Source organism: Chitinimonas naiadis (genome assembly GCF_054780835.1).
Map to the genome: position 1 here is coordinate 17,566 of NZ_BAAGVO010000005.1, position 13,661 is coordinate 31,226.

Below are 13,661 nucleotides of genomic sequence, written 5' to 3' on the forward strand. Positions count from 1 at the left end.
TCTGCCTGTTGCAAAGCGTTCCTAGGGGCGGTCGAGCAGGCTACCCGCCAGGCGTACCGCCTGATTGGCATGCAACAGGTGCGCCCCGGCCGTGACCACCGTCTCGCCGGTCTTCAGCCCCGCCGTCACCAGCACCACGTCGTTGCGGGCGCCGGACAACTGTACCGCCCGCGCGCTGACCCGCCTGCTCGCCGGGTCCACCACCCACACCTTGGGCTGGCCATCCTGGTCATAGATCGCCGTCAGCGGCAGGGTAAAGCCATCGCGGGCGCTCGACCCCGGCAGCAGCACATTGGCCGTCATGCCCAGCCGTACCTGCACATCCGGGTCCTGCACGGTGATCCGCGCTGCATAGGTCCGTGTCACCGGGTCGGTGTCCGGCGCCAGCTCGCGCAGCTTGGCCACATACTGCTTGCTGGGAGCCGCCCACAGCACCACCCGCAGATCACGGGCAGTCCGCAATTCCTCCACGCGCGACTCGGGTATGCTCACCGCCACCTCGCGCTCGCCATCCTCGGCCACCTTGACCACCGGCGTACCGGCCGCCACCACCTGGCCCACCTCCGCATTGAGCGCCGTCACCAACCCCGCCCGCTCCGCCTTCAACACCGTATAGCCACCCTGGTTGCTGCTGAGCTTGTACTGCGAATTGGCCGCGTCGAACGCAACCTGCGCCTGGTCCACATTGGCCTGGCTGACAAAACCTTGCGACTTCAGCTGCTTGGCACGATCCAGATCCATCCGTGCCTTGTCGAACTGGCTTTTGGCCGACGCCTGCTGCAACGCCACATCGCGCGCATCGAGCCGCATCAGCGGCTGGCCCGCCTTCACCGCCTGGCCAACCTCCACATAGCGCTCGACCACCTGCCCCGCCAACCTGAAGCCCAGCGCACTCTCGCGCCGAGCCCGAACCTCACCCGAATAGCTCGATCCGGTCGCGATGCCGGCCGGCTGGACCACCGTCGTGCGCACCGGTCGCACATCCTCATACTGCGCAGCCTGCTTGCCGCAGGCCGACAGCACCGCTACCGCCGTGGCCAGCAAGGCCAGATTCGTCTTGTTCATCTTGTCTTCTCCGCTACGCTTTTTTTCCCGGACGCATGCCCAGGCCATAAATCAGTGTCTCGATCACTTCCTCAAGATAGCGATCGATATCGATTCCGTCGGTACTGCATGCATCGGTGTGCTTCCACACCATGGCCATCACCACCGGTGCCGTCACCACCTTGACCGCGATATCCAGCGGCATGGGCCGGAACTCGCCACGATCGATGCCGTACTGCAAGGCCCGTGCGATCAAGGCCTCGCCGCGCTCGACCACCTCCTCACGGTGAAAGCGCGCCAAATCCGGAAAATTGTTCGCCTCGGCGATCATCAGCTTGGGAATACCCGACAGCCGCGTCGCACCGTGCATCTGCCACCAGGTCTGCACCACCTCGCGCATCAGGTCGGCACCGCTACCGGTGTACTGGCTGATCAGTTGCTCGCCCTCCTGCAGGGTCGGTACGAAGGACTCCCGGATCAAGGCCTTGAGGATTTCCTCCTTGCCCGCGAAGTAGCGATAGATGGTCCCTGCCGTCACGCCAGCCGCGCGGCCGATATCCTCGACCTTGGTTGCCGCAAAGCCACGCGCCACAAAGAGATCCAGCGCCGCATCCAGGATCTCCCCGGGGCGCGCATCCTTGCGCCGCGTCCAGCGCCCAGGCGTTGCCGCGTCCGGCAGGGAAGAAGATTCGATCGAGGCGGAAGGATTAGCGTGCATGTGCAAATAATAAATGAATGTTTATTTATTTTTCAAACTATACGCGCCAGCCTGTGCCCTTTCAAGCCGGCAACCGCGTTAAAATCCGCCGCAATATTCATCGCAAAGGATTTGCCATGCCCACCGTCGAGCCGATATCCGCCCAGATCGCCGCCAGCAAGGCCAGCGTACTGGCCGAAGCCATGCCCTACATGCGCCGCTTCTACAACAAGACCATTGTGATCAAGTACGGCGGCAACGCCATGACCGAACCCGAACTCAAGGAAGGCTTCGCCCGCGACGTCGTCCTGCTGAAGCTGGTCGGCATGAATCCGGTGGTGGTGCACGGTGGCGGCCCGCAGATCAACGACCTGCTGGCCAAGGTCGGCAAGCAGGGTGAATTCATCCAGGGCATGCGCGTGACCGACAGCGAGACCATGGACATCGTCGAGATGGTCCTGGGCGGCTCGGTCAACAAGGAAATCGTCAGCCTGATCAACCAGCACGGCGGCCGCGCCGTCGGCCTGACCGGCAAGGACGGCCACATGATCCGCGCCAGGAAGATGTTCCTGCGCGGCGATACCGACGAAGAACAGATCGACATCGGCCAGGTCGGTGAAATCGAATCGATCGATCCCGAACTCGTCGCCCTGCTCGACACCCGCGACTTCATCCCGGTCATCGCCCCCATCGGGGTCGGCAGCGAAGGCGAAGCCTTCAACATCAACGCCGACCTGGTTGCCGGCAAGCTGGCCGAAGTCTTAGGCGCCGAAAAACTGATCCTGATGACCAACACCCCTGGCGTGCTCGACAAGCAAGGCCAGCTGCTGACCGGCCTGACGCCAAAGATCGTCGACCAACTGGTCGAGAACGGCACCATCTCCGGCGGCATGATCCCCAAGATCAGCTCCGCCCTCGAAGCCGCCGTCAACGGCGTCAACGCCGTCCACATCATTGACGGCCGGGTCAAGCACGCCCTGCTGCTCGAAGTCCTGACCGACCACGGCGTCGGCACCATGATCCAGCGGGATGGACCCTAACTAGGTCAGCGTTTACTCGACGTGATTGGCAGCGCCCGGCAGAGCCGGGCGTTTTGCTTCATATGATGTGGAAACGCGCCTTCGCTTCTTTATCTCTCACTCCCCCGCCCTCGCTCCGCGAGCGAGCCTCGCTGACGTTCGTTCGCGACACAGAACAAAGCTAGAACCATGCCCCTCGTAGGGTGGAAAAGCGCAGCACCTTCCACCAAGCTCTTTCGCCAAAGCACAAACAGCCTCCCGCAAGACATTGCGCCACATCGCTCGTCGAAAAATGCACTGTCACCAAATCGAGACACTGACGAGCGTCAACGAGGCTCCCTCACCCGAGGCGAGGGCGGGAGGGGGTGGCGGATATAAAAGCGAAGGCGCGCCCGAACATCAACTGCTAGTAAGCATCCGGCTGTGCCGGATGCTCAACTGCCGGTTCAGCCGTCTCGACTGACTGAGCAACGCCATGACGCACTGCAGCAACAATGTTCCTTGGGTGCACCGGTGCTACTGCTTATAGTTTGAGAGGTGCCGTTCCCGATCAGCCATGGAGAGTGTGTCGCATGAAAACCGCCCGTCAGCTCCTGCAGGAAAAATCCCGTCAAGCCATCTTCACCGTCGCCCCGAACGCCACGGTGTATCAGGCCCTGCAACTGATGGCCGAGAAGGACATCGGTGCCGTGCTGGTCATGGAGGGCGACGACCTGGTCGGCATCTTTTCCGAGCGCGACTACGCCCGCAAGGTGGTCTTGCAGGGCAAGACCTCGGCAGGCACGCCCATCATCGATATCATGACCAAGCGGGTAGTATTCGCCAAACCCAGCCAGACGGTGGACCAGCTGATGGCCATCATGTCGGAGAAACGCTTCCGCCACCTGCCGGTCATGGATGGTGAACGGGTCCTGGGTGTACTGTCGATCACCGACCTTGTCCGCGAACAGATCGCCGAACAGCAATTCCTGATCGAACAGCTGGAAAACTACATCCACGGCTGATCCGTACCGGCCCGTCGCTACCAGCCGGCCTCACGCCGGCTTTGTTTTGCCCATCCTCCGCCCCACACAGGAGTGCAGTTTGAAGTTCATTACCGCCGCCATCGCCCTGCTGACCGCCAGCATGGCCCACGCGACCGATTGCCCCTCGCTCGATCTGCAACCCCTGCTCCAGCGCCAACCCGACTTCCTGCTGCTGGGCGAGCTGCATGGCACCGAACAAGCACCCGCCTTCGCCGGCGACCTCGCCTGCAAGCTGCTCGAACAATCCCGCCCGCTAATCCTGGGCCTGGAACTCCCCCCCACCGAGCAGAACCGGCTCGATGCCTACCTGCGCTCAGACGGCAGCGCCGCGGCCCGTGCCACCCTGCTGGCCGGCCCGCATTGGGATAGCGCCAAATGGAGCGACGGTCGCAACAGCCAGGCCATGCTGCAACTGATAGAGCGTGTGCGCGGCTGGCGCAGCCAGGGCAAGGCCATCACGCTGCTCGCCTTTGCCGACGGCGGCGATGCCGGCTACGCGCAATCACTGGCCAAATCCCGGCAACGACCCGAGCAGTTGGTCCTCGCCCTGGTCGGCAACATCCACGCCAACCGGGCCGAGCTCAATAAGCTCACTGGCGCACGGCCCATGGGCTCCCTGCTTGGCGATGCCGGCCACACCCTGAGTCTCAATATCAGCTATCCGGGCGGCGAAGCCTGGGTCTGCCAATCCCCCGAGCCGGACAGCTGCGGCATCCTGGGCGTCCAGGGCAGCCCCAAGGCCATCGCCGCCGGCCAGATCACCCTGGTTGAAGCCCGTCGCGACAACACCCTGCTCTACGATGGCTGGTTCGACGTCGGCACACTCAGCGCCTCGCTGCCAGCCAACCCGCTCCCGCCACTCAAGCCCACCAGCCGGGCGCAATAGCCATGCCCACCTGGATTTTCGATCTCGACAACACGCTGCACGACGCCGAGCCCTACATCTTTCCGGAGATGAACCGCTTGATGACCGCCTACGTCGCTCAGCACCTCGGCATCAGTGCCGCCGAAGCCGACGTCCTGCGCCTGCAGTACTGGCAGCGCTACGGCACCACGCTGGCCGGCCTGCAACGGCATGGCCATATCGATCCCGAGCACTTTCTCAATGCCACTCACCAGTTTCCCGACCTGGCCCGCGAACTGCGTCCCATGCAGGCCCTGCACGCCACGCTGCAACGCCTGCCCGGCCGCAAAATCCTGTTCACCAACGCGCCCGAGGCCTACGCCATCACCGTCTTGCGCGGCCTGCGCGTTGCCCATCTGTTCGATGGCCTGGTCGCCATCCAGCACACCGGCCTGCAACCCAAGCCCCGCTTCAGCGGCTATCGCGGCCTCCTGCACCGCTACCGCCTGAATCCTCGCGACTGCATCATGGTCGAGGACACCGCCGTTAACCTGGTCACAGCCAAACGCCTCGGCATGCGCACCGTCTGGCTCGCTCCGCACGCCCGTCGCAATGACCGCGTCGACATCGGTCTCACCCGCCTGCTCGACCTGCCCAGACAGGCCCGCCAACTGGGCTGGCTGCGATAAATTCAATTCTGTTATTTTGACTGTATATTTCAGTATTTAACGGGAATATAGAGTTCGGCTAAAGTTCGACCGCTCGATCGGCCCACCCGTCGATCCGGCACATCAGACTTACCGAACGGACACCCCGTGATTGCGCTTCACCATCTATTCAAGACCTACCCGGTCGACGGCAAATCCGTCGTCGCCCTGAACGACATCAATCTCGAGATCGGCAACGGGGAAGTCTTCGGCATCATCGGTCGTTCCGGCGCTGGCAAGAGCACCCTGCTGCGCACGCTCAACCTGCTGGAGCGTCCGGACAACGGCCAGGTCATTATCGCCGGCCAGGACATCACCACGCTCGACGCCGCCGGCCTGCGTGCCCTGCGTCGCCGCGTCGGCATGGTCTTCCAGCATTTCAACCTGCTCGCCCACCGCACCGTCGCCGGCAATATCCGCTTCCCGCTCGAACTCGCGGCCGAGCTCAGCCCGGTTGAAATGGACGCCCGCGTCGACGAACTGCTGGAACTGGTTGGCCTCACCCAGCAGCAGGCCCAGTTCCCCGCCCAACTCTCCGGTGGCCAGAAGCAGCGCGTCGGGATCGCCCGTGCGCTCGCCAACCACCCACAGCTGCTGCTGTGCGATGAAGCCACCTCGGCGCTCGACCCACAGACCACCCAGTCCATCCTGGCGCTGCTGCTCGACATCAATACCCGACTTGGCCTCACCATCGTCCTGATCACCCACGAGATGGCGGTCGTTCGCGCCATCTGCGATCGCGTCGCCGTCATCGAGGGCGGCAGCATCGTCGAGCACGGCCCGGTTGCCGAAGTGTTCCTGCACCCGCGTCACGACGCCACCCGCAACATGGTGGCCGAAGACGGCCACGCCGCCACGCTCGACCTTGCCGGCAAGCTCGGGCCGGTAAGCGGCCAGTTGCTGAGGCTGACCTTCGTCGATGCCAATACCTACGAACCGGTGATCAGCGAAATCGGCCGCCAGCACGATCTCGCCATCAGCATCCTGCAAGGCAGCGTCGGCCGCATCAAGAACCGCCCTTATGGCCAGCTCATCGTCGGCATCAACGGTGACGGCAGGACCGCGAAGGCCGCATTCGAAGCCCGAGGCGTCCGTTGCGAGGAGGTCAGCGCATGAACGACTTCGACTGGAGCCTGATCGACTGGGCGGACATCGGCACCGCCACCCTCGACACCCTCACCATGCTGGGCGTCTCACTGGGCTTTACCGTACTGCTGGGCTTGCCACTGGGCGTCCTGCTCTATCTGCTCGGCCCCCGCCAACTGCTGGCGCACCGTATTGCCTACGCAGCCCTCTCCTTCGTGGTCAACGCCTTGCGTTCGTTGCCCTTCGTCATCCTGCTGATCGTACTGATCCCGGTCACGGTCAAGCTGGTCGGCACGTCGATCGGCGTCGCCGGCGCCATCCCGCCGCTCGTCGTCGGTGCCGCCCCTTTCTTCGCCCGGCTGGTCGAGTCTGCGCTGCGTGAAGTCGACCGCGGCATCATCGAGGCCAGCCAGGCCATGGGGGCCACGCTCTGGCAGATCATCTGCCGCGCGCTGCTGCCGGAAGCCCTGCCCGGCCTCCTGGCCGCCACCACCGTCACCGCGGTGACCCTGGTGTCCTACACCGCCATGTCTGGCGTGATCGGCGGCGGCGGCCTGGGCGACCTGGCCATCCGCTACGGCTATCAGCGCTTCCAGACCGAAGTCATGGTCATCACCGTGCTGGCCCTGCTCGCCCTCGTCCAGATCCTGCAGATGTTCGGCGACTGGTTGGTCCGCCGCGCCACCCGCAAATAGCAAACCGACTCCCCGCCTACCCAACCAAACCAGACCAAGACAAAGGCCACAACATGACTCTGCTCAAGTCCCTCCTGATCGTCGCTACCGGCCTCGCCGCCCTCTCCGCCCAGGCCGAGAAGCTCACCGTCGCTGCCACCGCCGTGCCACACGCCGAGATTCTCGCTTTCATCAAGCCCAAGCTGGCCCAGCAAGGCGTCGAACTCGACGTCAAGGTCTTCACCGACTACGTCCAGCCCAACGTCCAGTTGGCGGAAAAACGCGTCGATGCCAACTACTTCCAGACCAAGCCTTACCTCAGCGAATTCAACAAGAATCGCGGCACCACCCTGGTCACCGACGTCGCCGTCCACGTCGAACCGTTCGGTGCCTACTCCCGCAAGGTCAAACAGGCCAGCGAGCTCAAGGAAGGCGCCGTGGTCGCCATCCCCAACGAAGCCTCCAACGCCGGCCGCGCCCTGGTGCTGCTCGACAAGCACGGCGTGATCAAGCTCAAGGACGCCAGCAACATCCTGTCCAGCGTTAAAGACATTGTCGGCAACCCGAAGAAGCTGAAATTCAAGGAACTGGAAGCCGCCACCCTGCCGCGCGTGCTGGACCAGGTCGATCTCGCCCTGATCAACACCAACTACGCCCTGGAAGCCAAGCTGGTCCCCACGCGTGACGCGCTCTTCATCGAAGATGCCCAGTCGCCGTACGCCAACTACCTCGTGACCCGCGCTGACAACCAAAATGCCCCGGCCGTGAAGAAGCTCGCCGCCGCGCTGACCACCCCGGAAGTGAAGAAATTCATTGCCGACAAATACAAGGGTGCTGTCATCCCCGCGTTCTAAACGCCGATAGGCGAAGCGGAAACGGCGACCCTGGCGCTCGTCAGAGCACGGAATGACCTACTGGTCACCAGGCTCAGGGGTTCATGGCAACACAAGCTTTGTAGTCCGCAGTACCCCGTATCGCAGCTTGATGCGGTTCGTTTGACCTGTCTCACTCCATAAGTAGTCACTCGGCCACGCCTTGCGCGTGGCTTTTTTTTGCCCGGGTGGCACAATTGCTGCAAAACGCCACCAGGTAGTCCCATGCTCATCCGCAAGTTGTTCAAGTTCGAGAACGCCCATATCGTCCGCAATTGCAGCAGTGATCGCTGTCGGCACTCCATCCACGGCCACAGCTACAAGGTCGAAGTCCTGCTCGAAGCCAATGCGCTCGATCACGGCCAGATGGTCTACGACTTCGGCCTGATGAAAGGCACGATCCGCGACGTCATCGACGCCTTCGATCATGCCATCTGCTTCTGGGACCGGGACGAGGCGGACTATATCGCCTGGGCCAAGCGCTACTCCCAGCGCTGGATTGCCATGCCGGTCTCACCGTCGGCCGAGCAATTCTCGCGACTGTTCTTCGTCATCATCGACGCCATCCTCAAGAATACCGACATGGCCAATGGTGAGCAGGACGTCGTCCTGCATTCCGTGATCGCGCACGAGACCGAAACCGGCTACGCGCAGTGCTTCCGTGCCGATGCCTATAACCCGCGCATGGGCGACATCAAGCTGACCGAGGTCGTGTTTTCCGAGCAGTGCAAGGCCGAATGGCATGATCCCGCCATGCTGGACAAGGTACTCAGTGGCGAGCGCTTCCTCAACCCGACCATTCCGCTGCAGGTCGAGCCCCGCTAAGACCAGAAAGCCCGCCGCGCAGGCGCTCAACGCCCCAGAATGGTCGGCTGCGCGCTGCGCCGCCAGTCGCGCAATACCAACCAGACCAGATAGAGCCCCGCCAACCAGGGCCAGACCTCGGACAAAGTCTGGGTGAGCCCGCCGAAATCCCGCAGATGGCCATAGCGCCACTTGAACAGCTGGCTCATGCTGGCCATCTGCGCCGTCAGCGGCCAGAGCGCTTCGACCCACTGCGCCAGGACCACGCAGATCAGCGCCGCCAGCGCCTGCCAACGCCGTTTGAAGCGTAAGGCGATGGACAGTAGGCCCCAGGCCGCGAGGCCGCCAATCAGCACATTCAGATTGAACCAGGCAAGGAACTCCGCCGGCTTGAGCAGCGCGCCGGCGAACACCACCTTGACCAGCAGCGCAGTCAGCACCAAGCTGAAAATACCGCGCACCGCATCGCGCCGATGCGCCAGCAGGGTGGCGACCAAAAGGCTGACCGCAGTGATGCTCAGCATCACACCCAGGGATTCCAGCACCCGCAGGAACAGGATGGCGTTGCCTATGGGCGAGACCCAGGCCTGCGGTATGCCGGTCGGCTGCACCACCACGCCGAACAAGGGCACGGCGGGATTGAGCTGGGCCAACAGCCACAGCACCATCAGGGTCAGGCCGAAGTCCGCCTGCGCCCCCTCCTGCAGCCAGCGCTGCCGCCAGACATGCCAGCCTCGCACCACCAGCAGCTTGGACATCAGCCCCGCCAGCAAGGCCCCCAGCAGACCGCCGAGCGCGTTGTAGAACAGATCAAGGTTGGAGGCAACCCGATCCGGAAGGAACTGCTGCACGAACTCGACCGACCCCGATAGCAGGCCTGCCAGCAGCAAGGCCGACAAGGGCGCATACCAGCGGCAGCGGAAATACAGCGCCCAGGCATAACCCAGCGGCAGATAGGCCAGCACATTGAGCGTGTTGTCGGTCAGCGTATGGTAGTAGGGCAGCGGATAGCCCAGGAACGCCAGGACCGGCTCACCGGTGTAGCGCCAACCGCTGAAGGGATACCAGCTCACCACCAGGATCACTGCGTGCCAGGCCAGCAGGAAGTGCCGCCCTAACCAGGACGGCGCAGTACCACGAGCGAGGTAGGAGATGGGCAATTGCAGACGCATGGGGGGCAAGATTATCACGTGACCCGCCACCTGGTGGATCAGGGCAAAGCCAAGCTGCAGGCGCTTCGGCATCGCCCTAGGCCGTGCGGCATCGCCAGCCCGGCGCCCGTCTCCCGCCAGAAAGCAAAAAAGGAAACCCGAGGCTTCCTTTTTCACGAACCGGAACCGCGCAAAATCGCGGTGCAGCCTAGAGCTTACACGCGCAGGCTGTCGATATCACCGCCGCTGGCCAGATGGTCGGCCACCCACTGCGGCTTGCGCCCACGGCCGCTCCAGGTCTGTTCCGGATTGGCGGGATTCTTGAACTGGGCAGCTACCGGACCACGCTTGCCACCACGCTTGCTTTGCGCTTCTGCACCCAGCAATTCGGACAAGCTAAAACCACGCTCAGCAGCCAGCTTCTGCAGATCAGCAATAGCCTTATGCTTGTCTTCAACCTTGCGACGGGAAATTTCGCGCTCAAGATCTTTTTGCAGCTGGTATAGCTGGGGCAAGGACAGGCCGGACAAATCCACCATTTTCATTTCTCCAAAATTCAGTGCATCAAGGTCAATAAGCTTGGCTTTTATTATGCAGCGACCATACGGTCGAATCAACCAGTTATTGCAACAACACCCTGTTATATGCTAGGAATATGCCAATGGAATTGCAAGTCGAAATTATCAGGCTGCATGCCGTGCGACAGGTTCCATCATCGCATTCAATGCTTCATAAGCCTTTTTCAACTTGGCATCCAGTTCACTTAATTGCTGCTGAATAACCGTATCAATTTCACTTAATTCTTCAATACGATCTTCCAGCGTATCCGTCGCCTTATGGATGCGCTTTACACTCTCCAGACGGCGACGCAGCTGCATTTGATGCTCACGCACCTGCGTTTCCATCGGTGCCATCACCGCCTTGAGCCAGTTTTCCGCATCCCGGTTGGCAACTTCGTAAACATAGACAACCCGACTCGCGATAGTTTCAAAAAACTTCTTGGTCATCTTGTTTTGCGAAGTCGTCAGGATCGCACCAAAGGTATTGAAATGCTCATGGAAACTCTTTTCCAGGCGCGCAATTTCCTTATGGTATTTCAAGGTCGAGAACGGCGGCGGCGTCACGGCGCCAAGACCATGTTCCTCGCTGAACTTCTTGTACATGCCAGCCATCATGGCCTGGATTTCCGCCACCTGTTCGGCCGAACGCGTGATATTGCCGTTGATATCCTTGAAAAACTTCTGCATGGCGCTGGTCAGGCCCGAGGAGAAGCTCGACGCATCCATCTCCATGCGGATCTTGGTAATCCGGTTCTTCAGGTTATCCATGCCCAGATAGCCGAACAGCACATTGGTCTGTTGCGAGAACACGCTGCGCAGCGCCTGGAAGCGTTGCATACCGCGCTCGAAATGCACCTTTTCTTCCTGGATCTTGTCCAGCATGTGCTCGATCACATCACGATTCTTGCCGCGCAGCGCGGTCAATTCATCGAGCTGCTCGCTCACGCCATCACGGCGCGCATTCAGGATGCCGCGCGTGGCCAATACCAGGTCTTCCACCTCGGTATGGGTATTGTCGCGGACAATCTCCTGCTTGAACGGAATCAGGTCCTCGGACAACGCCTTTTCCAATTGGCGGATGCGCGATTTTTCCAGCAGCGGCAGATCATCATTGATCTTGGCAACCAAGCCCTTCTGGGCCGACACGGGAAATACCTGGCCCGGCTTGATACCCAGCAATTCCGCGCTGGTCTTTACCTGCTTATCAATCTCGGCATTGATCTCCGCATCGGTCTTCAGGCTATCCCACAGGCCATCGATCTTGTTCAGCACCGCAATACGCCCACGCTGGCCGCCTTGCGCCTTGCCAATATGATTGCGCCAGACTTCGATATCCGTCTTGGTCACACCGGTATCCGCCGCCAGGATAAACAGAATGGCATGCGCATTCGGCAACAGGTTGAGCGTCAATTCCGGCTCGGTACCAATCGCATTCAAGCCCGGCGTGTCCAGAATAACCAGGCCTTGCTTCAATAAGGGGTGCGGGAAATTGATTACCGCATGCCGCCAGCAAGGAATCTCGATCTGGCCATTTTGTACCGACAATTGATGATCCTGATCCTGGTCGTCATACAAGCCCAGTTTCTTGGCTTCATCAACCGTCACCCACTTCTTTTGTCCGACCTGCTGGAACGCGGCCAGCATGGCCTCGCCCGAATCGATATCGAGCGAAATGGTAGTCCATTCCTCGGGGTAACGACGGTATTCCGACGTCGTGGTATCGGTACCGCGGGTTTCAATCGGCAACAACTGGATGCAATTGGGCCGTTCTGCATCATATTGCAGCTCCGTCGGACACATCGTGGTGCGGCCAGCGGAGGAGGGCAGTACACGCTGCTTGTATTCGGCAAAGAAAATCGCATTGATCAGCTCGGACTTGCCGCGCGAGAACTCAGCGACAAAGGCAATATTGAGCTTGTCCTCACGCAGCTTGTCGATCAGGTGCTGGATGCGCATATTGGTCTGCGCATCGTTCAGGTCCTGCTCGGACAGCCAACGCTGCAATTCGCCAATGCGCTGGATAAGTTGGCTGCGCCATTCACTGTACGCTTCGAAATTGGCGACCAGATTGTCGTTCGACATCCTAATTCCCTTCGCGCATGGCAGCGAAAGCTGCGGGCGCATGTATTGGCGAAATAAATTGCATTGTCATTAGATAACGACGAAGCATCTATGCGCAAGCACGGTTATCAGCAAGCCCCCACCATTCGGCGCCGGAGATTACCCACAACCATCATAAAATACTAATAATCTGCCGCATTTAAGGCCGGCAGCAATAGGCCAGCACAGATTAGCGACAAAGCAACAAGCTGCGTCAGCGTGGCTGGCAGTGATCGCACCAGAAAGTCGCCCGTTGCCCCAGCCGGGTCATGCGGATCAACTCGCCACAACGCAAGCAGGGCTGCTCCTCGCGGCCATAGACAAAATAGCGCTGCTGGAAATATCCCGGCTTGCCTTCGCTATCGACAAAATCACGCAAAGTACTGCCGCCAGCGGCAATCGCCTCGCTCAGCGTTTCTCGTATATGCAGTACCAGGCGCTCGCAATCGGCAAGGCTGAGCTTGTCGGCCGGTCGGGTCGGCTTGATCCCGGCGCGGAACAAGGCTTCGTTGGCGTAAATATTGCCAACACCCACCACGATATGGTTATCCATCAAGGCCAGCTTGATGGCCACGCGCTTGGCCTTGAGGGCCGTCTTCAGATACGCCTTTGTAAAGTCGGCTTCCAGCGGCTCCGGCCCCAGTTTCGACAGCAAGGGGTGAACGAGTAGCTCGCCTGGCTGCCAAAGCAAGGCGCCAAAACGTCGCGGGTCGCGATAGCGCAGCGCCTTCGGCGTCTTTCCGCCGCCAATCAACAGATCAATATGATCATGCTTGGCAGGCGGCAAATCCGCATCCACCACCCGCAAACTGCCCGACATGCCAAGATGGAATATCAGATGCCCGTGGCCCAGATCAAACAGCAGGTACTTGGCACGTCGCCAGATACGCAGCACGGTCCGCCCGGCGACCACTTCATCGAGAGCCGGCGGCACCGGCCAGCGCAACCGTCCATCGCGCACGATGGCCCCGGACAGGGTCGCACCGGACATCGCAGCCTCTATCCCGCGCCGCGTAGTCTCAACTTCTGGCAATTCAGGCATGGTTTGAGCCGAAAAGGTTAAGATACAAAGTAAGCG

At 61.2% G+C, this 13,661-nt stretch carries 14 protein-coding genes and 1 pseudogene; 9 read left to right on the forward strand and 6 right to left on the reverse strand.

Annotation, left to right across the window (positions count from 1 at the left end; all coding sequences use genetic code 11):
- Positions 1-21 precede the first annotated feature (21 nt).
- Entirely contained in the window at positions 22-1,065 is a 1,044-nt protein-coding gene (locus ACYVHK_RS15970; protein ID WP_460534109.1) for an efflux RND transporter periplasmic adaptor subunit, read from the reverse strand.
- A gap of 13 nt (positions 1,066-1,078) precedes the next feature.
- Positions 1,079-1,762, reverse strand: coding sequence for a TetR/AcrR family transcriptional regulator (locus tag ACYVHK_RS15975; RefSeq protein WP_460534111.1), 684 nt, complete (start codon positions 1,760-1,762; stop codon positions 1,079-1,081).
- 116 nt (positions 1,763-1,878) lie between these two features.
- On the opposite strand from ACYVHK_RS15975, the gene argB reads away from it, so the two are divergent.
- The 9 genes and pseudogenes from argB (at position 1,879) to ACYVHK_RS16020 (ending at position 8,793) form a co-directional block, all read left to right on the forward strand.
- On the forward strand, positions 1,879-2,781 hold the full coding sequence (argB, locus tag ACYVHK_RS15980) for an acetylglutamate kinase (protein ID WP_460534113.1): 903 nt from the start codon (positions 1,879-1,881) through the stop codon (positions 2,779-2,781).
- 551 nt (positions 2,782-3,332) lie between these two features.
- Positions 3,333-3,764 (forward strand): CBS domain-containing protein, encoded by a 432-nt coding sequence (locus tag ACYVHK_RS15985; protein WP_460534115.1) that lies wholly within the window; start codon positions 3,333-3,335, stop codon positions 3,762-3,764.
- Positions 3,765-3,843: 79 nt separating this feature from the next.
- Entirely contained in the window at positions 3,844-4,671 is an 828-nt protein-coding gene (locus tag ACYVHK_RS15990) for a hypothetical protein (RefSeq protein WP_460534117.1), read from the forward strand.
- Between the two features lie 2 nt (positions 4,672-4,673).
- Positions 4,674-5,318, forward strand: coding sequence for an HAD family hydrolase (locus ACYVHK_RS15995; RefSeq protein ID WP_460534119.1), 645 nt, complete (start codon positions 4,674-4,676; stop codon positions 5,316-5,318).
- A 126-nt stretch (positions 5,319-5,444) separates the two neighbouring features.
- Positions 5,445-6,179 (forward strand): annotated as a pseudogene (locus tag ACYVHK_RS16000) (methionine ABC transporter ATP-binding protein); the annotation flags it as partial.
- Positions 6,165-6,452, forward strand: a complete 288-nt coding sequence (locus tag ACYVHK_RS16005; protein WP_460535439.1) for an NIL domain-containing protein — start codon at positions 6,165-6,167, stop codon at positions 6,450-6,452. The pseudogene ACYVHK_RS16000 and the gene ACYVHK_RS16005, both read left to right, overlap by 15 nt.
- Positions 6,449-7,117: a methionine ABC transporter permease gene (locus ACYVHK_RS16010; RefSeq protein WP_460534121.1), complete on the forward strand. Its 669-nt coding sequence runs from the start codon at positions 6,449-6,451 to the stop codon at positions 7,115-7,117. The genes ACYVHK_RS16005 and ACYVHK_RS16010 overlap by 4 nt, the downstream gene beginning before the upstream one ends.
- Positions 7,118-7,170: 53 nt before the next feature.
- Positions 7,171-7,950: a MetQ/NlpA family ABC transporter substrate-binding protein gene (locus tag ACYVHK_RS16015; protein WP_460534123.1), complete on the forward strand. Its 780-nt coding sequence runs from the start codon at positions 7,171-7,173 to the stop codon at positions 7,948-7,950.
- Positions 7,951-8,193: 243 nt separating this feature from the next.
- Complete coding sequence (locus tag ACYVHK_RS16020; RefSeq protein ID WP_460534126.1) at positions 8,194-8,793, forward strand: 6-pyruvoyl trahydropterin synthase family protein; 600 nt, start codon at positions 8,194-8,196, stop codon at positions 8,791-8,793.
- Between the two features lie 26 nt (positions 8,794-8,819).
- Here the strand turns inward: ACYVHK_RS16020 and ACYVHK_RS16025 are convergent, their stop codons facing one another.
- The 4 genes from ACYVHK_RS16025 to mutM all read right to left on the reverse strand — a co-directional run bounded on the left by ACYVHK_RS16025 (position 8,820) and on the right by mutM (position 13,625).
- Entirely contained in the window at positions 8,820-9,962 is a 1,143-nt protein-coding gene (locus ACYVHK_RS16025; RefSeq protein ID WP_460534128.1) for a VanZ family protein, read from the reverse strand.
- A gap of 176 nt (positions 9,963-10,138) precedes the next feature.
- The gene (locus ACYVHK_RS16030) at positions 10,139-10,462 is read right to left on the reverse strand and encodes an H-NS histone family protein (RefSeq protein WP_460534130.1); all 324 of its coding nucleotides are present in this window, start codon (positions 10,460-10,462) and stop codon (positions 10,139-10,141) included.
- Positions 10,463-10,606: 144 nt separating this feature from the next.
- A complete protein-coding gene (locus tag ACYVHK_RS16035) occupies positions 10,607-12,565 on the reverse strand; it encodes a dynamin family protein (protein ID WP_460534132.1) in 1,959 nt (652 codons plus the stop codon).
- A gap of 232 nt (positions 12,566-12,797) precedes the next feature.
- Positions 12,798-13,625, reverse strand: coding sequence for a bifunctional DNA-formamidopyrimidine glycosylase/DNA-(apurinic or apyrimidinic site) lyase (mutM, locus tag ACYVHK_RS16040; RefSeq protein WP_460534134.1), 828 nt, complete (start codon positions 13,623-13,625; stop codon positions 12,798-12,800).
- Between the last annotated feature and the right edge of the window lie 36 nt (positions 13,626-13,661).

Coding starts and splice junctions, on each gene's coding strand:
- ACYVHK_RS16015 (WP_460534123.1), top strand. CDS start 7,171: ATGACTCTGCTCAAGTCCCTCCTGATCGTCGCTACCGGCCTCGCCGCC.
- ACYVHK_RS15970 (WP_460534109.1), bottom strand. CDS start 1,065: ATGAACAAGACGAATCTGGCCTTGCTGGCCACGGCGGTAGCGGTGCTG.
- ACYVHK_RS15995 (WP_460534119.1), top strand. CDS start 4,674: ATGCCCACCTGGATTTTCGATCTCGACAACACGCTGCACGACGCCGAG.
- ACYVHK_RS16010 (WP_460534121.1), top strand. CDS start 6,449: ATGAACGACTTCGACTGGAGCCTGATCGACTGGGCGGACATCGGCACC.
- ACYVHK_RS16035 (WP_460534132.1), bottom strand. CDS start 12,565: ATGTCGAACGACAATCTGGTCGCCAATTTCGAAGCGTACAGTGAATGG.
- mutM (WP_460534134.1), bottom strand. CDS start 13,625: ATGCCTGAATTGCCAGAAGTTGAGACTACGCGGCGCGGGATAGAGGCT.
- ACYVHK_RS16020 (WP_460534126.1), top strand. CDS start 8,194: ATGCTCATCCGCAAGTTGTTCAAGTTCGAGAACGCCCATATCGTCCGC.
- argB (WP_460534113.1), top strand. CDS start 1,879: ATGCCCACCGTCGAGCCGATATCCGCCCAGATCGCCGCCAGCAAGGCC.
- ACYVHK_RS15975 (WP_460534111.1), bottom strand. CDS start 1,762: ATGCACGCTAATCCTTCCGCCTCGATCGAATCTTCTTCCCTGCCGGAC.
- ACYVHK_RS15985 (WP_460534115.1), top strand. CDS start 3,333: ATGAAAACCGCCCGTCAGCTCCTGCAGGAAAAATCCCGTCAAGCCATC.
- ACYVHK_RS16030 (WP_460534130.1), bottom strand. CDS start 10,462: ATGGTGGATTTGTCCGGCCTGTCCTTGCCCCAGCTATACCAGCTGCAA.
- ACYVHK_RS16005 (WP_460535439.1), top strand. CDS start 6,165: ATGGTGGCCGAAGACGGCCACGCCGCCACGCTCGACCTTGCCGGCAAG.